Annotated in this window: 25 protein-coding genes; 12 read left to right on the top strand and 13 right to left on the bottom strand. The window is 39.5% G+C overall.

Annotated features, from left to right (window positions below):
• Positions 1 to 320: 320 nt before the first annotated feature.
• The 3 genes from ACQ5DJ_RS16290 to ACQ5DJ_RS16280 form a co-directional block, all read right to left on the bottom strand.
• A complete protein-coding gene (locus ACQ5DJ_RS16290; RefSeq protein ID WP_429843393.1) occupies positions 321 to 830 on the bottom strand; it encodes an SMI1/KNR4 family protein in 510 nt (169 codons plus the stop codon).
• Between the two features lie 20 nt (positions 831 to 850).
• A complete protein-coding gene (locus tag ACQ5DJ_RS16285) occupies positions 851 to 1,876 on the bottom strand; it encodes an HNH endonuclease signature motif containing protein (protein WP_429843392.1) in 1,026 nt (341 codons plus the stop codon).
• Positions 1,877 to 2,199: 323 nt separating this feature from the next.
• Entirely contained in the window at positions 2,200 to 2,397 is a 198-nt protein-coding gene (locus tag ACQ5DJ_RS16280) for a Spo0E family sporulation regulatory protein-aspartic acid phosphatase (RefSeq protein ID WP_429843391.1), read from the bottom strand.
• A 226-nt stretch (positions 2,398 to 2,623) separates the two neighbouring features.
• Here ACQ5DJ_RS16280 and ACQ5DJ_RS16275 point away from each other — a divergent pair, with 226 nt between their 5' ends.
• Both ACQ5DJ_RS16275 and ACQ5DJ_RS16270 read left to right on the top strand, forming a co-directional pair.
• Positions 2,624 to 3,901 (top strand): helix-turn-helix domain-containing protein, encoded by a 1,278-nt coding sequence (locus ACQ5DJ_RS16275; protein ID WP_429843390.1) that lies wholly within the window; start codon positions 2,624 to 2,626, stop codon positions 3,899 to 3,901.
• A 174-nt stretch (positions 3,902 to 4,075) separates the two neighbouring features.
• Positions 4,076 to 4,537 (top strand): hypothetical protein, encoded by a 462-nt coding sequence (locus ACQ5DJ_RS16270; RefSeq protein ID WP_429843389.1) that lies wholly within the window; start codon positions 4,076 to 4,078, stop codon positions 4,535 to 4,537.
• Positions 4,538 to 5,312: 775 nt separating this feature from the next.
• Here the strand turns inward: ACQ5DJ_RS16270 and ACQ5DJ_RS16265 are convergent.
• Positions 5,313 to 5,759: an SMI1/KNR4 family protein gene (locus ACQ5DJ_RS16265; protein ID WP_429843388.1), complete on the bottom strand. Its 447-nt coding sequence runs from the start codon at positions 5,757 to 5,759 to the stop codon at positions 5,313 to 5,315.
• A 296-nt stretch (positions 5,760 to 6,055) separates the two neighbouring features.
• Here ACQ5DJ_RS16265 and ACQ5DJ_RS16260 point away from each other — a divergent pair, with 296 nt between their 5' ends.
• The 3 genes from ACQ5DJ_RS16260 (at position 6,056) to ACQ5DJ_RS16250 (ending at position 8,262) form a co-directional block, all read left to right on the top strand.
• Positions 6,056 to 6,625 carry an SF0329 family protein gene (locus ACQ5DJ_RS16260; protein ID WP_429843387.1) on the top strand — a complete coding sequence of 190 codons (570 nt, stop codon included), beginning with the start codon at positions 6,056 to 6,058 and terminating at the stop codon, positions 6,623 to 6,625.
• A gap of 618 nt (positions 6,626 to 7,243) precedes the next feature.
• Positions 7,244 to 7,843 (top strand): hypothetical protein, encoded by a 600-nt coding sequence (locus tag ACQ5DJ_RS16255; RefSeq protein ID WP_429843386.1) that lies wholly within the window; start codon positions 7,244 to 7,246, stop codon positions 7,841 to 7,843.
• Positions 7,844 to 8,037: 194 nt separating this feature from the next.
• Positions 8,038 to 8,262 carry a hypothetical protein gene (locus ACQ5DJ_RS16250; protein WP_429843385.1) on the top strand — a complete coding sequence of 75 codons (225 nt, stop codon included), beginning with the start codon at positions 8,038 to 8,040 and terminating at the stop codon, positions 8,260 to 8,262.
• A 139-nt stretch (positions 8,263 to 8,401) separates the two neighbouring features.
• Here ACQ5DJ_RS16250 and ACQ5DJ_RS16245 read toward each other — a convergent pair whose 3' ends face one another.
• A complete protein-coding gene (locus ACQ5DJ_RS16245) occupies positions 8,402 to 8,662 on the bottom strand; it encodes a hypothetical protein (protein ID WP_429843384.1) in 261 nt (86 codons plus the stop codon).
• A gap of 428 nt (positions 8,663 to 9,090) precedes the next feature.
• Between ACQ5DJ_RS16245 and ACQ5DJ_RS16240 the strand changes: the two genes are divergently transcribed.
• Entirely contained in the window at positions 9,091 to 10,287 is a 1,197-nt protein-coding gene (locus ACQ5DJ_RS16240) for a hypothetical protein (RefSeq protein ID WP_429843383.1), read from the top strand.
• A gap of 6 nt (positions 10,288 to 10,293) precedes the next feature.
• Entirely contained in the window at positions 10,294 to 12,489 is a 2,196-nt protein-coding gene (locus ACQ5DJ_RS16235) for a tetratricopeptide repeat protein (protein ID WP_429843382.1), read from the top strand.
• 204 nt (positions 12,490 to 12,693) lie between these two features.
• Here ACQ5DJ_RS16235 and ACQ5DJ_RS16230 read toward each other — a convergent pair whose 3' ends face one another.
• From ACQ5DJ_RS16230 to ACQ5DJ_RS16215, 4 genes are all read right to left on the bottom strand, one after another.
• Positions 12,694 to 14,229, bottom strand: a complete 1,536-nt coding sequence (locus tag ACQ5DJ_RS16230) for a thiol-activated cytolysin family protein (protein WP_429843381.1) — start codon at positions 14,227 to 14,229, stop codon at positions 12,694 to 12,696.
• Between the two features lie 474 nt (positions 14,230 to 14,703).
• Positions 14,704 to 15,006, bottom strand: coding sequence for a transporter (locus ACQ5DJ_RS16225; protein WP_429843379.1), 303 nt, complete (start codon positions 15,004 to 15,006; stop codon positions 14,704 to 14,706).
• A 202-nt stretch (positions 15,007 to 15,208) separates the two neighbouring features.
• Complete coding sequence (locus ACQ5DJ_RS16220) at positions 15,209 to 15,652, bottom strand: cell wall hydrolase (RefSeq protein WP_429843378.1); 444 nt, start codon at positions 15,650 to 15,652, stop codon at positions 15,209 to 15,211.
• Positions 15,653 to 16,109: 457 nt separating this feature from the next.
• Complete coding sequence (locus ACQ5DJ_RS16215; RefSeq protein WP_429843377.1) at positions 16,110 to 16,457, bottom strand: hypothetical protein; 348 nt, start codon at positions 16,455 to 16,457, stop codon at positions 16,110 to 16,112.
• A 67-nt stretch (positions 16,458 to 16,524) separates the two neighbouring features.
• On the opposite strand from ACQ5DJ_RS16215, the gene ACQ5DJ_RS16210 reads away from it, so the two are divergent.
• On the top strand, positions 16,525 to 16,776 hold the full coding sequence (locus ACQ5DJ_RS16210) for an immunity 53 family protein (protein WP_429843376.1): 252 nt from the start codon (positions 16,525 to 16,527) through the stop codon (positions 16,774 to 16,776).
• Positions 16,777 to 17,086: 310 nt separating this feature from the next.
• On the opposite strand, the gene ACQ5DJ_RS16205 is transcribed toward ACQ5DJ_RS16210, so the two are convergent.
• A complete protein-coding gene (locus ACQ5DJ_RS16205) occupies positions 17,087 to 18,169 on the bottom strand; it encodes a hypothetical protein (RefSeq protein WP_429843375.1) in 1,083 nt (360 codons plus the stop codon).
• A 325-nt stretch (positions 18,170 to 18,494) separates the two neighbouring features.
• Here ACQ5DJ_RS16205 and ACQ5DJ_RS16200 point away from each other — a divergent pair, with 325 nt between their 5' ends.
• From ACQ5DJ_RS16200 to ACQ5DJ_RS16185, 4 genes are all read left to right on the top strand, one after another.
• Positions 18,495 to 19,289, top strand: coding sequence for a glycosyltransferase family 8 protein (locus ACQ5DJ_RS16200; protein WP_429843374.1), 795 nt, complete (start codon positions 18,495 to 18,497; stop codon positions 19,287 to 19,289).
• Positions 19,290 to 19,542: 253 nt separating this feature from the next.
• Positions 19,543 to 20,754 (top strand): macrolide family glycosyltransferase, encoded by a 1,212-nt coding sequence (locus tag ACQ5DJ_RS16195; protein WP_429843373.1) that lies wholly within the window; start codon positions 19,543 to 19,545, stop codon positions 20,752 to 20,754.
• A 1,160-nt stretch (positions 20,755 to 21,914) separates the two neighbouring features.
• A complete protein-coding gene (locus ACQ5DJ_RS16190; protein ID WP_429843372.1) occupies positions 21,915 to 22,349 on the top strand; it encodes a HEAT repeat domain-containing protein in 435 nt (144 codons plus the stop codon).
• 199 nt (positions 22,350 to 22,548) lie between these two features.
• Complete coding sequence (locus ACQ5DJ_RS16185) at positions 22,549 to 23,772, top strand: chloride channel protein (RefSeq protein WP_429843371.1); 1,224 nt, start codon at positions 22,549 to 22,551, stop codon at positions 23,770 to 23,772.
• A 50-nt stretch (positions 23,773 to 23,822) separates the two neighbouring features.
• Here ACQ5DJ_RS16185 and ACQ5DJ_RS16180 read toward each other — a convergent pair whose 3' ends face one another.
• Genes ACQ5DJ_RS16180 through ACQ5DJ_RS16170 form a run of 3 tightly spaced genes read right to left on the bottom strand, consistent with a single transcriptional unit; the run spans position 23,823 to position 24,551 of the window.
• Complete coding sequence (locus ACQ5DJ_RS16180) at positions 23,823 to 24,182, bottom strand: hypothetical protein (protein WP_429843370.1); 360 nt, start codon at positions 24,180 to 24,182, stop codon at positions 23,823 to 23,825.
• Between the two features lie 14 nt (positions 24,183 to 24,196).
• Complete coding sequence (locus tag ACQ5DJ_RS16175; RefSeq protein WP_429843369.1) at positions 24,197 to 24,358, bottom strand: hypothetical protein; 162 nt, start codon at positions 24,356 to 24,358, stop codon at positions 24,197 to 24,199.
• A 22-nt stretch (positions 24,359 to 24,380) separates the two neighbouring features.
• On the bottom strand, positions 24,381 to 24,551 hold the full coding sequence (locus ACQ5DJ_RS16170; RefSeq protein ID WP_429843368.1) for a hypothetical protein: 171 nt from the start codon (positions 24,549 to 24,551) through the stop codon (positions 24,381 to 24,383).
• Positions 24,552 to 24,679 lie beyond the last annotated feature (128 nt).

The raw sequence follows: 24,679 nt of genomic DNA, 5'->3' as shown, positions 1-24,679 counted from the left end.
AATTGAATGACAGTTCAATTTTTCTACCCTGATATTAAAAACATCCAACCCTTTAAATGAGCACGTATAACAATTTTCTGTATCCGAGGTAACTTCCATAAAATTTGCTTTCCCGTTGGCATTGTACTCTATGTGAAAGTAGGGGGCAGATTCAATCTGTTTAGAGTAAGCTTGAATGAGTGCTTCCACATCTTCCTTACAACTAGACAACTTGAGAAGTCCCTCTGAAACGCTGATGTATCAAGAGTTTCGATATTAAAAATGGGGTGTCTCTAAGTCGGAAAAATCGACTTTTGAAACAGCCCCTTCTTTATTTCTACTTACCAAGTCCAAAATTCTGTACCTTGAGCAATGATTAATCTTTCCAACCAAGTTTCAAAATTCATATTTAAGTAATAACCTTCTGAGACTGAAACATCATCATGATTAAAACAAACTAAATAGTTGTTTTGACCATCCTTGACTCGGTTAGAATCAATAAAGATGTAATCACCATTGTTAATCGAGATAGGATACCAATGTTTAGGCATATAATCGAGATGATTGTCTTTAATTTCATCTAGACTCAGTAACTCATATCCTCCACCATATCTTACACTCTTGAACAGCCATGCTCCATTATGGATTAGGAGAAAATTCTTATAGTCAGTTGGTAAGTGCCAGTGAGTGCTCCTTAAAAACTCCTCAATTTCTTCTACATTAGCAGGAGGATTAAATGTAAACTGGGCTGTATCAACTTTTCCATTTCTATTTTGCAATAATAATCGATTACTATTATCGAGTCTTTTTTTTAACCCTTCCAATACCAATTCAGATAAATTGTTCTTCAAGGAGAATCACCTACTATTCTTTAATAGTCATCACCAGAAGGTACATACTTTCCATAACTAGCCCACCAAGGAGTAACATCTTTTCGGTGGAAGTCTTTTGGTAACGGAATTAAATTATCATAGCTGTTATCCCCACCATATGCAAGGGGAATAATGTGATGAATATCTACGTCATCCCAACTGAAATCCGGGGTGCCATATTTATTCTCATACCAATCAATATATAAGCCTCTCATGCCAGATTCTCTAGGCTCTCTTTGATTATTAGGAACCCAAGAGAGATCGGCTTCATCAGGCTCAAACATTTTTATTCTGCTATGCGAGTCTCTATACTTAGGATATTCGATACCCTTTTTGTTAAGCAAAAATTCTTTTCCTACATCATAGTCTGAATCGGAATATCCGTTACTCCATGTCGATACAGTTGAGTTAGTGGTTCGCCAAAAATTGGTATCTACAATACTGACTGGTTCGCTTGTTTTTCTTTTATTTACTCTTATTTCTACCCCAGTAAAGGTATAGTTGAATGAATCTTCATCACTATACCTTTTATTACGATTAGTTGAAGTTTGCAGTGTAACTTTTCCGCTGATAGCAATCGGTGCAGCACCACGAATTCTATCGATTTTAGCAAACGAAACTATTTCTCGATTTGATTCGTCAATTAATAAACCACTTTCTATTCTGACACTATCTGCTCGGTTTAGTATCTGGTTTTCCTCAGTTATTTCTTTGTCTGTGTTTTCTTCAACAGGCATTTCCTCATGGTCTTGTTCTGATGATAAATCAAAATCCTTGTCAAGCTCTTCGCCAATTTCTACTTCGAGCTCTTCAATTGCCTCCAGATGTTTTGCGTTAACTTCTTTTGTACTTAAGATTTCTCCTGTAGAGTCGTAAAAAATTTCGTATGTGGTTGAAGAAAGTTCTTTTAATTCACCTCTTTCTATTCTTTCTTCAATGTTGTCTGTAGAATCTTCCGCATATGCACCCGATGGACTTATTAAGAGCACAGCGAAAGCGAGTAAAGATAGTAAGTATTTCTTCACTTAATAATCCTCCTAACATTTAATTTAGTGCGTTCTTTTCATGTTTTTCTTCTTTGAATCTACCAAGGGGGATGACGCTAGATTTTTCCCTTACTACACTTGCTCACATTCTTTCTTCATCATTTTTGATTGAATTACCAGAACGAGCAAATGCTCAGCTATGTTTTTTAGGTCTATTTCGTAAGAATCTCTTTCTTCCTAATCTAAACATCTCGTGATAGAGTTAAATATAGGAGTTTCAAGAGGCTCCTATTAAGGGCGTTCCTGTTGCCGGGAAGCAAAGGGGGAACGTCCTTTCTTGTTTAAAACAAGTCCATTCACTTTTACAATTTACCTCCTTTCTGATTAGTAAGATTTCTTCGGTGGCACTCTAAGATGTACTCGTCTAGTTCTTGACTTATCTTCAACACATCGTAGTCTGTCAGTTTGCCCTGTTGTTTGAAGACTTCTTTAAGCTGATATTGTAGATTCTTGATGATTTGTGTAAGGTCTTCGTTGCTTACTTCTTGCCATTCAGCCATTGTTATCTGTCCCCCATAGTCTCACCCCCTCTTTTTTCACTATAGCACCTATATCAAAAAACCATGGAAAAATTTACCTTGATACATTTGACATTATTCGATAATTTCCGTAAATTTCAGTCGAAATATGTCTGTTTGTTTTTGTTGATTCACATAACATCAACTTGCTATAATCCTACTTGATTTAATTGTAAAAAAATGGAAGTTTGTGTTATGGGGGGATATAGTGCAAAAGAAAACGATTGGGGACATGTTGTCTGAGAGCCGAAGAAATAACGGCTTGTCTTTTTCTGAGTTAGAAGATAGAACTGGTGTAAGTAGGGGCGTACTACAAAAGATTGAGAGTGGAGAGACAAAACGCCCTGAATTTAAAACAGTGAAGTCGATAGCCGCTCTATTTCCGTACCCGTATGAAGAAATTATTGAAGGATACCTTGAAGATGAGACTAGGAGTGAAACGTTATTTGAAATTCTTCAAGAAGTCATTCAATGTGATCATACTTCACTAGTCGAAAGAGTTTCATTGAAATTTCTTCAATCTCCTAATGAAAAGATTGAGAAGGCATTGGAGCGACTGTATAACTTCTCTGATTCGACTGCTGTAATAGTAATAAATAACGAAATACGCTTAGCTCTCTATAAGGTCATCGCAAATTATGCACGACAATGTGGTGAGCCGATATACATTGCAAAAGCTTTATTTAAGAAATATCTAATTGAACGAGATGATTTTACTAAATTACCTCAAACGTATCAGTCTGGGGAGCAAATCTTGCATTATGCGGAATTTTTATCTCCTGATGAACGGATACTTTTGCATTATAAACTGGGAGTACATGCCTATAATCTCGGATTATTTGATGATTGCATCAAACTTTGTAAACATGTTTTAAAAGAAGATGGGACGGAAAGCAGAATCAAAGCTGATTCAACATTGGCAATATGCAACTCGTATTATTATTTGGGGGATTATGGACTGTCAGAAAAATACCTTGAATTGTTTAGTCAATATTCATACCCACACGTAACTGAAACCGTAAAAGTAATGGAAGGGGCTATTAATGGGAAGAAGGGCAATCTTAACTTAGCTATCACTCAGCTACAAGCTTGTCTTTCAGAGGCTACGGGCAATAATATCATTCACATTGTTAATGAATTATTTGAGATATACCTAAAAAGAAATGATTCTCATTCCATAGAAAATCTTCTAAAGTATGAAGGTCAGATGAACAATGTAAATATACGAACTCCATTCAAAAAAGCAGAATTAGCCTATTACTTTAGGTTAAAAGGAGATTATAAAATGCGTCTCGGTCTAATTAGAGATGCAGTAGATAGTTATTTAAAAGCTACCTTCGAGTACGCTAAAGTTAGCGCTCATGAAAAAGGATATGAATGTGTAAATCAAATTTTAAATTATTACACAAAAAACAATAAAGAGATGGACTATTTCGTAATAAACAAAATCCAAAAAGTGTATAATGAGCTTATAATATCCAGATAGCTAGGAGGGGAAAGTGATGAACAAGCTTCTCTTGTATATATTAATAACGGTGTTCTTAGTTGCTGCACCTCAAACTATTCAAGCAACTGAGGTTCAAGCCATTCCAAACCATTCTATAATAGTTTCCTATGGCACTGACCCAGGGTGGTAAGATTATAGGAGGTATTTGAGGTTATGAAAAAACGCAGTATAGCAATTTCGGGTCTTGTTTTAGCTGGTGCAATTTTCGCAGGTGGCAGTCTATATGCGAGTGAAGATACTAAGTCGTATGTAAAAGGTAATCACATAAAGGCACTGGAAGCAGTAGGAATTGAAGCGAAAGCTAAAGATCTGGGAGTAATGAAAACCATAACCGATGACAACGGTAAGAAATGGGTCTTCAATGAGTTTACAAAAAGTACAAGGCTTATAGAAGCAATGGAAGAAAAATATGAAGAGGATGTTGCTGGTGCGTTTATTAGCGTACAGGACGAGATTATGCAAGCGCACGCTAAACCCGGCGATTCCATTCCGACTATTGTTTTGGATGAAGCATTAAAAGAAGGCTATTTCGCATTTAGCAGAAAAGATGGGGAAACCTTGTCTTTTAAAATCAAGTATGATAATGGATCGTGGGAATACGAGTTGGAAAAATAATCTCGAATTTAATTCAGTATGAACGTTGTACTACATGAAGCGAAGGAAGAGGCGACTCTAAAATTGAACGCATCACGTAAAAAAGCTCTCCTCGGGTTATTCCGAAGGGGGGCTTCGACTTTTAGAATGCAGTTAAGATTAACTCAAAAGCCTTTTGGAGCGATTGGACTTGTTCATCTGACAGTAGCCCGTACCCTGCTCCTACAATTGCAAGAGCTTCCCCCGACGATCATCAAAACTCCCTGTTTCTTCTTGTTTGTTTTATCCATGTATTGTTTGAATTCGAGTGAATAGCGTTTTCGTTGAATAAAAAATCCCCCTCTGTTCTTCTGATACTAGATTAACAAGACTATGGGCATTGTGTTGTCAAAGTAAATCTTTAATAACTTCATCACAACCGCAGTCTACCTTGGTTGGTACAACCATGTTATTACTGAATCTTCTAGAATGTCGGGGCTATTTTTCCACGTAGTATCTACTATGGTTTCTACGTTTTTGGCGTTTGCGTCAACGGGATACTTTGCGGCGAATTGAGCCTGAGATTCCTTTGCAAAAGAGACAGAAGGGACAAATAATATGGCTGTGCATAGGAGAGAAAGTATAAACTATTGCTATTAAGAAATTTTAAATATTTCCGTACAAGAGCCAAAAGTGGCTCTGGGATTACCCCCAACTTACAGAAAAAAAGCTGAGAGCTTAGTCCCAGCTTTTTGGCAGTCATGCATTAATCGTCCAATTCATCCTGAAGACGCACTATAAAAGGCGTCCTTTTTTCTTATTCTTCCTCCTCCTGGAACGGAATCCAGAATTCCTTGCCCTCGTGTTCGATGAGTTGAACTAACCACTCAGTAAACGTCAGGTCTATGTCTATCGAGTTGTCGGGGTCAATCGTTTGAATCCATGTGAGGTATCCGCGCCCGCTGTGGAGTCTGTCCTGATCAACGCATACACAGCCTACTGAGTGGCTGCTCCAAACGATAGGATAGTACGGATGGTCGATACTATATCCTTTCCAGTATTCATTGACGAGTTTGGTACTTAATACATCGTAGCCCCCAGCGTTGTAATTTGCATCTTTAAACAGGGCTGCACTGCTGTAGCAGTTTAAAAAGCTGATGTAATCCTCTGGCAGCTCAAACGATTTTAGTTTCGCCTTTATGTCCGTGATAGATTCGTTCGATGGGTAAAGCACAAATTTATGTTCTTCGTTTGTAATGTGCACGTTTCCTTCTATAGATGTCCTACTCCCCTTGATCTTACTAATGAGGGTTTCAAAAGGATTACTCACGCGATCACATCCTCCAGTGAAAATTAAGGACTGCCAGTTGAATGACAGTCCTTTTTTACGGTTATTTTCGGTAATTCAACCACCAATCCTCTGCCGTCTCCAAAACTATTAAAGGATGTTATTTGCTTTTAATGGAGTATACTGTATCAATGAGAAAAAGGCATTTAACAAAGCCATAGGCCTAACTGCCGCAAATACTGGTAGAAGGCCTTGAGAACATAGGAGGATACATGTCCTGGAGCAAATTGAAGAAACAACTGGAGAGCTTTCTCTGTCCTGCGTTAGATGGAAGGTTTGAATACAGTGCAACTGGTTACCGTTATTTACCTGATAAATCAGGAATATGTTATATTGCCGTAGATAAAAAGAACGTACTTAATATGAGTGATATAACAAGCTCGATCAGATGGTATCAGACGGAGCAGGAAATTAAGAATGATTCAGATATCCAAATTCCTATCAGCGATGAAGAAATTGAAGCGGTCAGAAAAGATACGAAGGGGATCGTTCCGGAGGACCGTCTAAAAGTAATTGCAAGAAATAGAAAGATATCGGAATATGCAAAGGAGCTTTTGTCAGCGCAGACCTCATTAAGTAAATCAAATTTTACCGTTGTGGCTAATACGTTTTTATCTAGTTCTATAGAGGAAAGCATAGAGAGTAATGATATCTTGTTGAACATTCTAGCTTTGGTGGACAGAAGGGTTGGAAAAAAGCGAATTTTAAACATGGCCGATAAGATGAAGGTAAAGCATCCAATTGTGCAGTATTTTTATGAATTACGGCTTAGTACATTGTGACAATAAATATACCTGAAGGATTACTCCATAGCAAAATAGATGAGGATGATAACTTAAAAAGAAGGCTAGAAAACGCTTCTTACCTCTATACTGATGAAAAATAATGATTTAGTGACTAGACCTCAGAAATAATTCTGAGGTTTTTTATTTATATGGGGTGGGTGACGAATGAAATGATTTGTTTTTCTTAATCGGATATAACCCTCGTTTGCTCGGTGAGAAATTTTCTATAGTCCTTTTTGCGACAAAAATTGCTTGAAAAATATAACCTAATTCCCCTACGCTCGCCTCGTAACAAATATTAAAAATGCTAAAAAATCTGGTTGAAATACATAGCCTTCGCTAATGAGAGGGCTTTTTTTGTGTGCTTGCGTAAGCAGTAGCGAATGAATGCGAAGGAATAGCAGAGACGGAGTTTGAGAACCCGAAAATATTTAGGGGAAAATCCCTCGAACTTTTTGGTATGACAAAACGTCATAACAGGTGAATATAATAAACGTAGTGAGCCGATAGTGCTCAAACGATTATCAAAGGATGTTTAGAATGAAGTGCGTACGGCAGTGATTTGGCATATTGAATCCTACTATCACCGCAAAAAAATAAAAAAGAGTGTGAAATATGAAAAAAATATTATTGGTTTGTATCATGATCATGTTGATGCTAGCATCGGCTTGTGGAAATGTTGAAATGACATCAAATCCAGATACTTCTAGTGAGCCTAAACCTGAAACGGATGAGTCTATTATTCCAAAAAACACATCCGAATATTGTACTGTAGAACGTATAAATTTGGATAGTGAAACTGAAAAATATTTCTATGGAACTTGGAAAGTTGAGAAGCTTTTAGGATTTGCAAATTCATATAATGATGCTTCTGAATATCCAACAGGGCAAAAATTTATTGGAGATGAAATTATAATCAAAAAAGACTTTTTTTCATCAAAAGGACTTAAAAACTATGAGAAATATCAATATGAACTAAAAAATCCATTATATGAGATTACAGCGACATGCTATAACTCTCTCTCTTTTTATAGATTATATAAAATACATATCCCAGACTTAAATGAAAATGATGTAGTAAAAGTAATAGATATAAGTGACCCTTCTACAAAAATGAGTATACCTGTAAGTGTAGGTTTTTTTGTTGTTAATAACGATAGGCTTATCTTGTTATCAGAGGCAACTATTTTTGAGCTTAAAAAAATTACTGATTAAATGAATTAATAAGTTCTGTGCTAATAGAATAGAAAATATCCAGGAAGGTAAGGATATCCTATAAGCGATTCTGAAAATGCCTGTGAATATCATTTTTTAAACAAGAAAGGTCAACCTTTAGGCTGACCTTTCTTGTTTATGTCGTAAAACGATTAAACTATAGTGTATATACTGGATATTTGTGAGTATATGGCATGCCTTTACAAAATCAAGTTGCTTCTTCATTTCTTCTTGGTTTTAATTTTGTATCATATGAAAATGCTTTGCTGACTAATTTTGAACAAGTATCACTTTCAGCTGGTGTAAGTGGGCCAACAAAAGAATATATAAGCCCATGGGCAAGCATAGCTTTTACATCATCGGTTGTTAGCACCCCAGGACCTGCATTAAAAGCTAACGAAACAAGTGCATCAAACTAAGATTGTGTAAATTGACAACCTGTAGGAAGTTCTAAATCATTTACAGCCTTTACAGCCTTTGCAGTATCACTAGTAAAAAAAGAATCTGCCTTTAAAAAACCCTCCATTTGGGAGGGCCTATGACTTAACTGCTTGCGGGTTAGACTCTAGTTTTTTTCGAAGTATCCCTAAATATTTCCGTTTGTATTTGTTTACGCCTTGTTGAGATAATGCCTAAATGCTGTGCAACTATTTCTTCTAAGTGTAACTTAGAATCTACAGAAGACATCTGATTCTGCCCACAGATATTTTCTATGATCGGAAGCTCTCGGGTGGAAATCTTCTTTGCTTGATACTGCAACCGCCAAGCGATCCTTCTTAAAACTTTTCTACACTCCTCTATTAATAACTCATCATTCATGCTTTTCACCCTCATGAAATAAACTCAAGAAATGTAATTTAAACGCCATTTCATCGCGTTTTCGTATCATACTTAGGAGTTTTCTCTTAGGGGATTTTTTAGGTACTGCCTAATAAAAAAAGGATAAAATCACAATATATTCAAAAAAATCAAAAAATTATTGACAGTCAGAAAATTCCAGTCTATCATTACCAGTATATACCATACATTCGCGAATATGGTATAAATAACAATTTATCGGAGGCATTATTATGAAAAAAATTACTGTGCAAAAAACCGAGCCTGTAAAATTGACTTCAGTAGCTAACACAATGTACGACTGCACTTGCGAGCAGGCATAAAGATATGTCAGTAACATTGAAAAAGTGGGGCATTTGCCCCTCTTTTTCAATTATGAAGATAGCATGACAACATCCGGGAGGAAAGTCATGAACGAAAATCGCATGATCCAATTACACCCGTTAACATTTCTGGAGGATAAGCAAGGAGTCCTGATTGGGCGGTTTGGGACGGATACGTTTGCTGTTTTTCCTGAGGATGGAGCAGCACTTGTACGAAAACTGCAAGAGGGCATGGGGGTTGCCGAAGCGCGTTCCTGGTATCAAGATACCTATCAGGATGAAGTGGACATGGATGATTTTTTGCAGACATTACGTGACCTGACATTTATTTGTGATGTTGAGGAAAAGGAAACGAAAGCGCAGAAAGTATCGGGGCAATGGTTGGGTAAGCTAGCTTTCTCTCCACTTGGTTGGCTGATTTATGGTGCCATCATAACCTGTGCCTTGTGGTTGTTATACCAATATCCACAGATTCGTCCGGGTCGACAAAGCATCTTATTTTCCGAATACGCTATGGTGATTTTTCTTGGCATGACGATCGGTCAGATTCCAGGGATCTTGTTTCATGAATGGATGCACATGCTTGCCGGACGAAGACTGGGTATCCCGTCAGAACTAAGTATAGGCAGAAGAATGTACTTTTTGGTCTTCACTTCTTCCATGCCAGGTATTTGGGGATTCCCAAAACGAAAGCGTATTCTTCCATTTTTAGTTGGAATGTTCGGTGATATTTTGTGGTATTCCTTATTGGTGATCGTTGCTGGTGCAATTTGGATAAATACAGGTGAGAAGACAATCATAGCTGCATATTGTATGGGACTAGCATTTACAACACTGCTGCGTTTCCTCTGGCAATTTTATTTTCATCTTCAAACAGATATCTATTATTTAATGATTACGATGTTGGGATGTGTAAATCTTCAGGAGGCTACACGTTCCTATTTGAAAAATATATGGTATGGACTAATTGGAAAAAAGAACAAGATGGTCGATATGTCCAAGTATACGGAACGGGATCATCAGGTAGCGAGATGGTACAGCTTTTTTTACGCAACTGGCTGGATGATGATGACAGGAATGATGCTCTATATGATTCCGGTCGCTATTCAACTTTTAACGAATATTTTTCTCTCCATATTTACAGGAGAAGATATGAAATTCTGGGATTCCGTTGTTTTCTTGACTATAACGGGAGTCCAGTATGGAATTGTATTTTATCTATACCTAAAGGAGCGTAGAAACAAAAGGGAAATTCGGAATTTATCAATGGAACAGAGGGGATGAGTCGAAATGAAACAATCGATTACACACCAATGGCTGATTGGATCTCGACGCAGCGACCGAGAAAAGAAGTACTTCGAAGAGCAATACTCCGCATGTTATGTCAGCAATTGTCATTGCAATCTTAGAGGACCCTATACAGGTACTGGTGACCTCCTGCGCCAGATTATTCCAGAAGCTTATTCGAAATGGCCAGACCTGATTTTATCACACGGCATCGAGATCTTATCCATAGCTCCAGAACTGAAAGCAGTCATTCCTGTTAGTGTAGAAACACTTACCTCTCTTGCTATTCCGAAAGAGAGAACACGTTATTATTCGAAATTGCGTACACTTCGCATGTCGAATGGTTTGATCGATCTTTTATTGGCATTAGCGAATCGGGAACGAATGGGAAAATTGACCCTGGTTTTTGAAAATGTGCAGGCCTGTGATCAACTTGATGCAGAATTTATAAGTACACTTCTGCGTCGTGCGAAGTCTGACCTGATTCAGGTGATCGTAAGTTCAAGTGAAATAGCGGAAAATGAAGCTCTGAAAAAGGCGTTACAAACGTATACGGAGCCTACTACTATTCTTTCTGACATCGAACAAGATATGGGGATAGTAAGTCTATCTGACGAACAGCGACTTGAGCTAACGAAACGATACATAATTTCTGACTGCACATCAGATTGTGAGCAGGAATTGATCGCCTATGAAGCAACTCCTATTGAAATTCGTCAGAGCCTTCACGAAGAGCGGGCAGAATCTCTTATAAAAGAAGAGCAGTGGTCACTGCACTTAGGCGCCATTCCGTTTCATCTGGAGCGAGGTACTTCTGAGAAATCAGCAAGCGAAGCGTTGTTTAAAGCAGTTAGTTATAGCATTAACATGGGTTTTTACGATGCGACTATCGATATGAGCCTACGTGGCCGGAAACTGACGAATTGGAGCAGCGAATTTGATAATAGCCGGTATTTTACAATGAAAATGGCTACGTCTCTGGCTGCATTGGGTGAAACTGATGATATACCGACGCTTTTAGGAGAAGTGTACGCAAACACTGATGATTTTAGAGTTCATATGCAAATTTCATATGGATTTTCGATGTACTATACGAGGCATCACCGAGAACGAGAACACGAGAAGGCGAAAGAATGGATACAAAAAGCCATTGATTTTGCAGAATTGATTGAAGATGAAAAAGAACGTGCATTTCAACAAGTATTTAACCAAAATGGATTGGCTTTAGTAGAGTTACATATGGATAATCCTGAAGAAGCGCTTCGATTGGTTACGGAAGGATGGCAAAGGTTAAATCAGGATCTTGCTCCTGATGAACATATGTTGCATCGCTCGGTGTTGCTTCATAATAAAGGGCTGATTTACGTAGCTTTAAAAAGGTTTGAAGAAGCAGCTGAAACATTTAGCCAAGTGATACAGATTGATTCCAATTATCCAGAATATTACTTTGATCGTGGAAACCTTTATAGCCGAATGGGGCGACTGGATGAAGCCATTGAAGATTATAACCAAGCGATAAAGCTTAGTCCTCCGTTTCCAGAGGTTTATTTCAATCGAGCTACTGCCTTCAATCGTCTTGGAGATGTGGAGAAAGCAATGGCGGACTATGACTACTTGCTTGATATAGACCCCGAAAATCTTGATGGATTACTTAACAGAGCTACATTATTGTATCAAGTGGAGAAATTCGAAATGGCCCGAAAAGATGCTGAATTCGGTTTAGAAATAGAGCCTGATCATGCGCGGCTCCTGTGTACACTAGGGTTAATTGAAATGTCGGATGGCAATAATGATCAAGCACTAAAAACGTTTACCGCTGCCCTAAACAAGGATAGGGAAATGATGGCCGCTTGGACAAATAGGGCTGTCCTGTACTATGAGATGGGGGAGTATGACAGGGCCATAACTGATCTAACTGAAGCTATTGCACTAGAGAAAAATGCAACCGTCCTTTACAACCGTGCATGGGTCTATGAAGCACAGGAGGAGTGGCAATTATCCATTTCCGATTATACAGAGGCCTTAGCGTTTTCTGATGCAGACGAACAAGATATTTACTATCGGAGAGGTTTGTGTTTTATCAAAATGGGTGATAGGCAACTTGGCACGGAAGATTGGAACAAGCATCTCATGTTTGGAGAATCACCGCATGTGAATGAAATGATGCAACTGTTACCCTCCCTGTTCGTTTCGAAATAATGAAATATTTTGTGGACAAGGGAACAGAGAGGGGAAACCCTCTCTGTTTTTTTATAACTCAAAGTATCGAAGCGATTTCATATAACCAAAAAGAGGGGGAAAAGGGCAGTAGCGCATATTGCCCTTTTCCCCTGCATCGGAATAAGAAAAAGAAAAACGGCTGAAGTCCTTAATAAAAAGGGTTTCAGCCGTTTATTTTTACAACTAATTAAATGTAATGCCACCTGTTGGGTTTAATGTCGTTCCACCAATTTCAACTTTAATCTCACTAGATAATGGAACATTATGTTCATCAATAACGGTTCTCCACCATTCCCAAGCAAGGCCGGTACATTCTTTCGCAAAAATCCTTATATTTTTTGCATTAGGTGGCAGAGGAATGACTGTATTGAAAGGAGCTGTTCTGTCTTGGTTGCTTCCTTCCCACTTTTTATGTGTGAGTACTTCTTCACCGTTTTCATCGTAGGAAACTTCATCCCAGGATACATCAAATTGAGCGACATACCAGCCATAATGACCAAGCGATATTTTACCTTTCGAATATTCTGTAGCTGTAGTCTCAATATAATCTGTATTGTTATGAACGGCAGCAATTGAATTATCTTTTAAGAAAACACTTGTATATGAAATTGGATATGCTGGGTTCTTTAGGCTAAATTCCGCATTATCTTTAATGATATTACGGATTTCACTAAAGTCTTTTGTAACAACCTTGTTATGCTCTTGTGAATCTCCGCCTAATACTACAGCAGTAAAGGAACTGTCTTCATAAATATCCTTGTACTCGGCATTCGTTTCTACACTGCCTTTATTCTGAAGCAAGGCTTTAAATGCTGCTTTTACGTCTTTGCTCTTAGAGGTTGTTTCTAATTTTACATAAATGGTTCTACCATAAGCTACATTGGATACCATAACAGGTGGGGATTGATCACTTACCCCTTTACGTTTTAAATCTTTAAAAGTAACACTGTCATCAAAAAGATCGGATGGATCGTTAGGCAGTTCCGCACTTACCGTATAAAAAATTTGTTTATATGCCGCCACCATCACTTTTTTCTCTCCACTAGAAATCGCATTAAAGTCAATTCCTAATGAAGAATCAAGATATTTCGCGTTAACATTCAGCGCACTTCCGATTTGAGATTTGCTATAAACCATTGATTCTGCATACTGCAATCGCGCAGGTAAAGTATGTGTTGATGAATACTCATCGCTCCATTTAGAAACAAGCTCATCTACTGCTCCAGACACATTACCGTATGTTGGATTATCCACAGTAATTGAATTTTCCTTTTTCAAACCTGGTAAATCAATACTAATAGTCAAAGGTTTTCTTGGTACCAGTAATACACTAGGTTTATTTTCTGTAAAAGCTTGATTGGCAAGTTGTAATGCTCCTGGGTAAGTGCGATTAGTCATAGAATCAATAATGGAAATATCGACTGGAGAAGTTGCAAGTGACTTTTTCTTACGTTCTATGACGATAAACTTACCTTTTGGATTGATTCCTTCTTTTGGAACAAAACTATCAATCTCATCACCACTTACTGCTAAAACTTCGGTATTATCATAGTCTAAGTCTGCAATACCGGTATTAATGTCATCGGCGTTGCTTGTTTCACTGACTGAACTAGAATCAGCTGTTTCGGCAAAAGAGACAACTGGATAATTTGCAGTAGCGAAAATAACAGATAGACTAGCGATTAATTTGAAAATGCTAGTATGATTTCGTTTCTTCATAAGATATCCTCCTTTGAGATGTGAGCATGACGTCAATTATATATGCTCACAGTAAATATTTTCCGGAATACTAACTATATCGGCAGTTTCGGAAATAATCTTTAGGTTTATCCAGAAAAAGTATATAGTGGGGCATGTCTTACAGTTTGTTCATACCGTCTACTCCACACATGTGACAGCGTTGCATGCTTGTACCACCACGATTGTTGTTATTTCCTGAATGACTGTTGTCATTGGCCATAAAAAGTCATCTCTTACTATTTTTATTAACAAACTAGTTATGGAGATAAAGATTTGAAGAATCGTATTCAACAATTACTGTACGCAGCTTAAATAGGCTGCACGTTAAAGACAAAGATCGTGCAGCCCATGAAATCGCGCGACAGGTTGAATAAATTCCTAGTCTGTGTTGCCCATTTCAAAGTATACGTATCCTGTTGAGCGGATCGTTGTAAAAGAGAAGGGAGCCGTGACTTAGCATGTAAATGCAATAATTAACCGTAAATCAAAGCCAGTTTGTCTCCAAGACCTCCCCGTCCATCTAAACCCAGCAACCGATCTAGAACCTATAAAAACGGGGAAAAACCAGAATTGCTCTCCATTTACCAGCCAAAGATACGTAAAACGAAACATACAACCTTCAATAGCTCCTGGATCAATTCTAAAGGGAGCGGGTTGTGGAGGGATGAACGATGGGGGAGGAGTTAACGGCTGTGGTAGTTGCTGTGCTCCTGGCGGCTGACCCGGAGGTGGCCCTAAAGGTGGTCTAAATGCCATATACTAATCACTCCTTTTACAATGAATTCTCAACAGTGTATGTTCAATCGAAAAACAATGATTGGGCAGACGACACCTATGAATGTGACCAGCGTATTACACACGAATCATGCATGATCACATTCCTGCGCGAGCTTATAAAAAAACTGCCCCTTTTTTCGCTTGGGGCAGTGTAATGGCTGGGCTGTTTTCGCCCATAATATTAAAAAGTATTATATACATTTTCACATTCTTGCGCGGTCGGCTCATAAAAACAATGAAGTTTGTATCGTCCTACGTGCGGCTGATTATACCAGGTTGGCGGACAAGGCAGGGGATTTTGCGCAGTTCCCGGACGAAAATACCAGAGGGAGAACTTGCCCGGCCAATGCCGCTCCCCATTCACAGCCCGTCGTGCCAGACGGCGTTCTCTATCTCTAGATCTTTGGTAGTACATACCATGTTGCAGAGCTTCAAACGCATGCGGCTGGTTGATCATTTGGGGAATGGTCCGTATTCCTTTAAAATCGGAGCAATTCGCTCTGATTCGGTTAATGCCAACATTTCCAACAAGGAGCATACCCATTTCGCCTTCACCCACAGCTTCGGCTCGAAGCAACCTTGCCAACATGTCAATATCACTGCTCCTGGCTTTTACGACTGCCATCGGCTCACCTCTTTAGATTGTTCTAGGCATATTATATTGTAGATGAAACGGATTTGTTACGCTTCAAATCACTCCTCGCAGATCAGCGCGAAGAGCGGCTAACAAACTAAGAACGATCTTTATAAATTCCGAAGGGACGACTTGATTATGTTAGACAGGTCCTTTCGAAGAGTCTGTTTTACCACTTTTTCTTAATGCCAACCATCTTTTAAGATCAGACCACATCATTTTTGAAGTTGCGATTGCAAACAATGCAATCCACTTTTCTGCATGACCAGGGATATCCTCTATGAGAGCCATATAAATACATGTAGCAACTGATAGAAACCAAATAGTAGCGAATAATGGCAATGGAATCACCTCATAGAAGAATACGGTAACGAAGCGAAAATGCTTCAGCATTAACAAATATATTGGTAATCAGTGTAGGGCCGGGTCGATGATGTTTTTGTGTAAATTAATCAATGATGAAGAAATCATCAAAAATCTCTCCCTCAAGGTTAAATAATAGTCTATACCAGCCAAGCTTCTTCTCTTTAAAGACAATTGGGACATAGGAGACAACGTAATCAAATCCGTAAGATATAGCCGTATATGTTGCGTCATTGTCCCATCTATCTATTAACAGAGCTACTTCCTTTAGTGCGACAGTTAAATCTTCCTCTTTAAACTCTTCACCAAATACTGATTTGAATTCTTCGGTGTCTTCACACTGGTAGTTCCTAAAACAATACCAAAATGCATTGATTGATCTGGTTTCAACATCATGTTCGAGGCACCATTGTTTTAAAAATCCACTGTTCAAGAAATCACGACCTTTAGTAATTTATTTTTAGTTTACCAAAATAATCCTATAAAGGACGGATTTAGGAATGGAGTTAATAAAATGGTTAGAAAATTATTACTCATCCAATTGTGATGAAGACTGGGAGCATGGTTACGGAATAACGATCTGTACAATTGATAATCCGGGGTGGTCAATAAAGGTTAATCTACAAGATACTCCCCTGGAGAACAAGAGACCCTTTCAGAATTATGTTGTAGAAAGAACCGAGAATGATTGGATACATTGCAGATTGAAAGACGGATGTTTTGAGGCATTTGGTGGTCCGAAAAAAACTTGAATGAAATACTTGAGTTTTTTAAGCAATGGGCAGAGAGCTAGAATTGAGTATACGCAAATGATTACAGAGATTCATTGAAGCTCTATTAGAAAAAGCCGCCCCCTCGCAGAACAACGCGAAAGAGCGGCTACCAAACTAAGAACTCTACCAAAGTGATTATTCAGCACCGCTGCCCCTGCACCTTAGAAGGAGAGTAGAGCGATTCCCATCTCAGCAAATTTAGCGTGGAAATGAACGAAAGTAAGAGGACTGTCTTAAGTAGAAAATGATCTTCTACCTAAGACAGTCCTCCTTGTTTGCTTCAAAGTCATCAGTCCTTATTTCCAAATGAGCGATAGGGAGTCAAGCGCAAGAGATCTTCCCGTCTTTTTGTCAATTTCGAGAGCGGGATCCGGTATGCCATTTCGATAATTTTGCTTGCGACCTCAGCACCGTTGGTAGGGATGAGACGAAATCTTTTTTGAATGACCTCTTTATTTGCTAAAGCATACTCGATCTTTGGTACAATCTCTTCCGGTTCCTGGATCGATACCTGATCACTATTGACTATTTCTCGCAGCATATCTATTTTTTGCTCGCGTTCCGCATCATCTGGCGGAAGGAAAAGCAATGGCGTTCCTGTAGAGATGCAATCTCCTAAAATGCCCATGCCCGGTTTGCTAATGACCAGACTGGCCGCCTGTACAAGATTTTTGCCATTCGGGATGAGAGGGGCTTTGATGATTCTTTCATCGAATGGGTAATCTTCATCTGCCAATTGCCCAGCTATAACAAATCGATAACGACCGGCAAGTGAGTTTATTTGATCATACCACTTCACGATCTGTTCATAACGGTTAGCGAGTCCGCCACCCATGTGAACCAGAATAAACGACTCGTTCCGCTGAAGGCCTAACATGCGTCTTACTTCTTCCGGTGACTGGCTGATTTCCCTGGTGATTAAAGGAATAGGGATATAGATGCAGTTCATTTGCGGATGGATCTGCTTAGGCGGTATAAGATTCATGTGCAGAAAGATATCGGATTGATTGGCGATTTCTACAATGCGATTTTTATATTCCTGCATGGGAGCAGAATCATTTTTACCGATGATAAAGTCACTGTGATAGAGGGTCACGAGCTTTGTGTTTCCACCGACTTTCCCCTCACTGCGAAATCGAGGCACATCGGAGCGCCAATCATTTATTAATAGTGTGGTTTGTTTACCATCCTCGAATTTTTTAGATTTAAAGGCGTTTAACTGGACGTCATTGTGCAGGTTTTTCGATAAATAGCCATGTGTTTCCCGAAAGGCAAACACGTGAATGGGAAGATGGTGTTGCTGCAATTTTTCCGTTATGCTAATGCATCTACCGAGATGGCCCATACCTCTCCCAACCACAAAGGAGATCATATTTCATCACCCTTTTAAATAGGTACTTTCTTGTTCCCTGTTTGGAGCTTGGACAAATTACCCTCATACCGTTACTTATGAGATAAGGTCATTGCCGAATTCGAGTCGTTCTCACAGCTTATATATTTTATGGGGATGGATAGAACATGCTCTAGTCGTATAACGGTTTTCTGATCGATCACAGAAAAAAGCCGCATCAGCGGAGGGTTACAGCTGTGAATTGTGCTCCCACCTAGAAATAATTAGGTATTTTCATCACACAAACCAACGCTGTCCATGAATAGTGTGTATATATAGCTTAATAAGGATATGGGGTGGGAGAATAGTGGGCACGATTCATATTGTAACAGCCGTTAATGATGGTTTTGCTATCCATCTCGCAGTCATGTTATATTCCCTTTTTGAAAATAAGGTTTCTAAAAACCCAGTCATCGTTCACGTTATTGACAGTCAAGTCTCAGGGGAAAATAAATCCATCTTAACGAAAACTGTTAAACGATTCCATGCTCAAATCAACTATGTAACTATTGATCCGACCCTATATGATGGATTCCTCGTCCGTGATCATCTTACGCAGGAAACCTATCATCGAATTTCTATTCCAGACCTGCTGGACAAAGAAGTTGAAAAAGTGATTTATTTGGACAGTGATATCGTTATTAAAAAGGACATCACTCCATTATGGAACACAAAAGTCGATCGACATTTCCTTGCAGCGGTGATGGATTCTTGGCAAGGGCTAAACAAATTAAGACATGTCGACCTGTCTATCCCGGATGACTGTGATTACTTTAATGCGGGAGTATTAGTCATGAATTTGAAAAAATGGAGAGAGCATAACATTACAAAAAAGATTATGGATTACATGAAAAAGAACCAAAGTCTTATTCGTTATCCTAGTCAAGATCCGATGAATGCGATTCTTCATGATAATTGGCTTCAACTCGATACGAAGTGGAATTATCAGTCCAAGCATCTTTATAAAAGCAACCTGCGAATAGACCCGGCCATTATTCACTACACGGGGGAAGATAGTAAACCGTGGTTGAGTAAAAAGCATCCGCTTCGAGAGGAATATTTTAAATATCTCAAAAAAGTACAGAAGTTAAACTCCTTGTAGACATCGGGCCTTCGGGGGTTTCCAAATTTAATAAAACGGATGGAAATCCCTTCACATGGAAATGATGGCTGGAGGGATTTTTGTGTTTCCGAAACCATTGGAATATAAGGGTTTATCCACAATACTAAACATCTTCATATAAAATATCGAACAAATTATGAAATATTTGGAATTTAGCCATTTTCACCAACCATCTGGCCTATAATGAAATGGAAACATTTTCTAATTAGATATTCTTTTGGAGGTGGAGGTAGTGGCACGCGTATTGTATGTTACGATTCCAGCAGATGGTCACGTGAATCCTACATTGGGATTAGTGAAGCAGCTAGTCGACAACGGAGAAGAAGTCGTCTATATGTGTTCAGAAGAATATCGGGATAGGCTTGCCCAGACTGGAGCGCAATTTCGCGCTTATCAATTGGATGAACAAGTATCTCGTGATTTAGGTTTTAACCCAACAGAATTTAATCACCCGCTTCATTTCACCGATTTTATGCTGCGAGGTATTATTGAACCCCACATTCCAGAGATTCTCCGGCAGATAGAAAACGATTCATTTGATTACCTGATTTTTGACTCCTTGTTCGGTTGGGGAGGGGCGATTTTAGGGGAGAAGTTAGGAATCCCGACGATCTGCTCCGTAACCAACCTGGCATTTGCTGAACCGCTCAGTCATATTGTTGAAGTGTTTGATGCAAGTGATGTAGATGTGGATGCACTTTATGAACGAGTGACGCAGACAGCACAGAGCATTGCTCGTGTATGCAACGTAGCTGTACCTGCCATTGAAGATATTACCCGCCAGTATGGGCACATGAAGATTGTCTTTACCAGCCGTGAATTCCAGCCAGATGCTGACAAGCTGGACGATAGCTACATTTTTACAGGACCTTCGATTGCTTCGCGTCCGGATGCTCCTTCTTTTCCGTTTGAAAAGCTTCGCTCTCCACACGATAAGGTCGTATTCATTTCCATGGGCAGTATTTTGACCAAAGATGTGGAATTGTACAAACTGTGCTTTGCAGCCTTTCAAGATATCCCGGCTCAATTCGTACTGTCTTGCGGAAAAGATACAGAGCTCGAGTCGCTTGGAGACCATATTCCACCCAACTTCATCATTGAGCCTTACGTTCCTCAACTGGAAGTACTCCAGCAAGCCGATGCTTTTATTACCCATGCTGGCATGAACAGTACGAGTGAGGCTCTCTATTTTCATGTGCCACTCGTCATGATTCCATTAAGCTCCGATCAACCGATTGTGGCGAAGCGGGTGGAGGAGCTGGGAGCGGGGATTATGTTAGATAGAGGGCAGCTTACACCGACAGCTTTGAAGGATGCTTTGTTGCAAGTGTTGAACCAATCTATCTATAAAGAGCGTGCGATGCAGGTAGGAGACTCCTTGCGTAACGCTGGCGGATACAAAGAAGCTGCAAGACGTATCATGGAGATGTTCGTGCCTGATTGAAAATGAAAAGCTTCTTGCCTCCTTCATCATGAGAGGCGAGAAGCTTTTTTCTATAACTTTTTCCATAGGTTGAAATCGAACCATTCCTCTTGAAGCACGTCTTGGCCTTTGAGGTTGAGCAACGGACCGAACCACAGTCTCCACACTTTCACCTGTTTTTAACTCATCCCTGACTGTGGGGGTCAATCCGTTTGCTGCTTTTACAGTGGCTTTGGAATCGGGCAAATCAATCGTCAGCTTGGCCCATTGATAGCCTTGCAGTGTAATTTTGATGTTGTCGTACTGATCGCTTTTGTTTGGCTTGAAGGAAAAGAGTACTTGTTCCTTGGCCATCTTTTTGGTGGTGAGAAAATCTGCATAAGGCGGTTCAGGAGGCTGAGGTTTCGCGGCTCTACCATCCGCAAGCAAAAAGTCTCGACCGCCAATGCGCAGCATTTTGGGATTTGGCTGTTCAGGCAGGAAAAATAGAAGCTTTTTCGTGTTGCCATCCTTATAGGTTAGAGAGAGTATAGTTTACGATCTGATAGGTTCCGGATGTTTTGGACTCTGATCCGACGCGAGTAGAAGCGCCCGAATTATCTCCTGTACTGGAACCATCTGTGGTGACGCCTACGAAGCTGCTGTCCACAAAGGTACCGTCTTTATTGAATACATAGGTGATCGAGCTTGCATATCCAGTACCAAGAACGTTGGAGGAATAGCTGAAAGACTCGTACTTGCCCTGAAGCTTCAGCCCAGTGGAGGGTGTATACTTGATAAACTTTCCACCGTTGATCTTCAGTTCGTTTGCTGATTTAACTTTGAACGTATACGATTTTCCGTTACGTCAAACATGTATCTTTACTGCAAGTAAGTGCATCTATTCCGCCGTCTGGGAAAGTTGTTGCCACCTGCTTATCGTTGATGAAGTAAAAATACTCCCAGCACAACGAGGAGCATCCTCTTGCTCTGCCGACATCCATTTCCCATTTTGCATAAAAGCCCCTCCATTTTCCTCTCGATGGATAGAAGACAGGTGAACTGGCGAAATTCCGTTCATTTTATTCATAGGATGACGGGAACAGACCTAGTTTCGAGGAAATTATATGTGATCAGGTGGTGTTATTCGCGTGACGTAGTGTCATAATAGAAGGATGATAGTCAGAAGGAGATAGATTCGATTGAATAATACTGAAATCAAAAACGAGTTTCCCCTAAACTTTGAGGACTTAAAGAAAGCTGCTAATCGAACATCGAATTGGAGAGAGCGCTTAGAGGCTGTTGAAGAATTAGGGCAGTGGAAGCATGAGCAAACGATTCAATTACTGAAGCGCATCGTGGAAAATGATACGGTGTACAAAGTGCAAGAGACTGCTTTTCATAAACTGAAAGCCTTTGGGGAAGGTGTTCGATTACCTGCTCAGAAAAAAGGCGACTTGATCAAGGGAGCAACGAAAGCCTTGGTAAGAATTAAGAAAAGCTTGCCAAAAGATCATACGTTTGAAGAGTTCAAAGAGAAACTGCAAAAAATGAGAAGCGATATCTATGATACATATGAGGGCGAAAAAGGTGCTGATTTTGAGCAGTGGCTGGAAGGCACTTGGACCTCGTTATAGAAGAAGCAAAGGGTTGAATAGGGCTGTTCCACTATAGTGGGACGGCCCTTTTTACACCTTAGTACAAAGGTGGAAAATGCCCGTCCTGTGGATTCGCATGACATCAAAATAGTAAGGAATAATAATCAGGATCGACCCTACACATGCGCCAAAAAAGCGTCAAGAGCAGAATTCAGTTCGAAATGGGGCAATAGAAAAAATGAACTTGGTAGGATATCGTAATTTGATTCTGTATAGCCTTGTAGTAGGAGGCGTTACAGGGCTTCTAACATGGAGTTTTTTAGCGATTGTTTCATTAACGACTCACTTCTTATGGGTTGATTTGCCGAATGTGATGGCTGTTGAAAATTGGACCTTACTCGTATGTATCGTTGGAGGTGTTTTGGTAGGTTTATGTCAAAAGTACTTTGGTAATTACCCACGTAAAATGGATGATGTTGTTGCAGAATTCAAGGAAACAAAAAGGATTGATTACCGTTCAGGATATAAGAGCGCTCTAACGGCAATTTGTGTCCTTTCTTTTGGGGCTAGTCTGGGGCCCGAGGCGGCTTTGGTTGGCATTGTGGGAGGGCTTGCCACATGGGCAGGAGATGTCATTAAATCCTTCGTCAAGAAAAAAACAGTCTTTAATGAACATGGAGATATTATGATTGAGTATAGTATAGAGGCTACCATTGGCATGATCTTTAGGACACCTCTATATGGAGCGTCTACATTCTTTGAAGATAGAGAAGATTCCAGACGTATTAAGCTGATAAAAACACTGGTTTATTCATTGACAACTGTTGCAGGTTTTTTTGTATTTATCCTTTTATCCAAAATCGATAACAGACAATTTTCGTTAGCGGATTTTGGTCCAGCAACATTAGGCGGACATGAAATCATAGCTATTATTCCATTGATCCTTTTAGGAATCTTGCTCGGAAAGCTATATGAGATTTTTGGATATGTTCTCCCTACGATACTCCAACCACTTGAAAAGTATAAGCTAATAAAAGCTGTTATCGGTGGGGTAGTACTCGGAGTAATCGGAACTATTCTTCCGATTACTTTATTTTCGGGGGAGCATCAGTTGACAGATTTAGTTGCAGAGTGGAGCGATATGTCCATTTATTTGTTAGTGGCAATCGGTATTGTTAAATTGTTCTTAACAGAGATCTGTTTAGCCACTGGTTGGCGTGGAGGGCATATCTTTCCTGTTATTTTTGCAGGGGTAAGCATCGGATACGCAATGTCAATGCTATTTCCAATCGATCCAGTAACATCGGTCGCTATCGTCACTACTTCCCTCACAAGTGCAGTACTCCAAAAGCCACTAGCCGTATTATTGATTTTAATCATGATATTCCAAGTAAAGCTGTTTATCCCAATGATACTGGCAGCGTATTTGCCCATGTATATTCGAAAGATGATACGAAGATAGCTTTCAACCACAAAAACAGATCCATAAAATGTTGGATCTGTTTTTTAGGCTTATTGATTTGACTCAGGAACATTAGGAACTTCAACATCAGGAACATCAAGTGTGTCAGCTAACATAATGGTCCTTGCCAGTGCGTTCGTCTCTAGCTGTAAGTCTACTTGGAGTCCTTCTAATTCTTCGCGTAATGATCTGATTTGACTGACCAGACCACTGAGGGCGAATGTGAGGGCGACTAGTTCATCTTCTTTTTCGCTCGGCTCTTTATTTGGATTAGTCAGTATAGAGAGTAGCACCGCGAAACCGAAAGTAGCTTGTCTTTCTAAAGCGATAATCGCTCTTTGTGTTGCCCGAATGCTTGTTGTTGTATTAAAAATGTCTACCAAAAGGCTTTTTTGAAAATCAGTGAGCAAAATGTTTCCCCCCCTTATGTCAACAGCTGTCGAATGACGGCTAGTGTTTGTCGTAATTGTTCGTTAATATCCTCGAAGTCATCTTCTATTTCGTCTGCCTCGTGCAGGAATTCATGCGTGACTGTTTTAATGTTTTTCTTTATTGCTTCTAATTCTTTGCAAAGACTGGGACTCATGGGCCGTACCCCCTTTTCTTATCTACGTAAGCAATGCTTGTGCGATTAATGCCTGGATCTCATTGATAAGAGAGTTTGATTCTTCTGCTTCTTCTTCGCTCTCTTTTCTTATATGTTTTAGGCGGGATTGGAATTTTACTAGAATCTCAGTGGTTTCCTCAATTGCTTTTTCTGCACACTTGTTATTACTCATCGCATTCCCTCCTTTCATGTTCTATATATAATGCTGAAAGGAAGAGAAAGGTAATAGACAAGTATCAAGCGAGGTAGTCCATTTTTTGAGAGTCCTAGATTTATGACAAAAAGAAGCCCTGCCACTTT

This window comes from Brevibacillus sp. FIR094, from assembly GCF_050477165.1.
GTDB lineage: Bacteria > Bacillota > Bacilli > Brevibacillales > Brevibacillaceae > Brevibacillus.
Note: the sequence above shows the minus strand (reverse complement) of the source record. Positions and strands in the feature narration are given on the sequence as shown.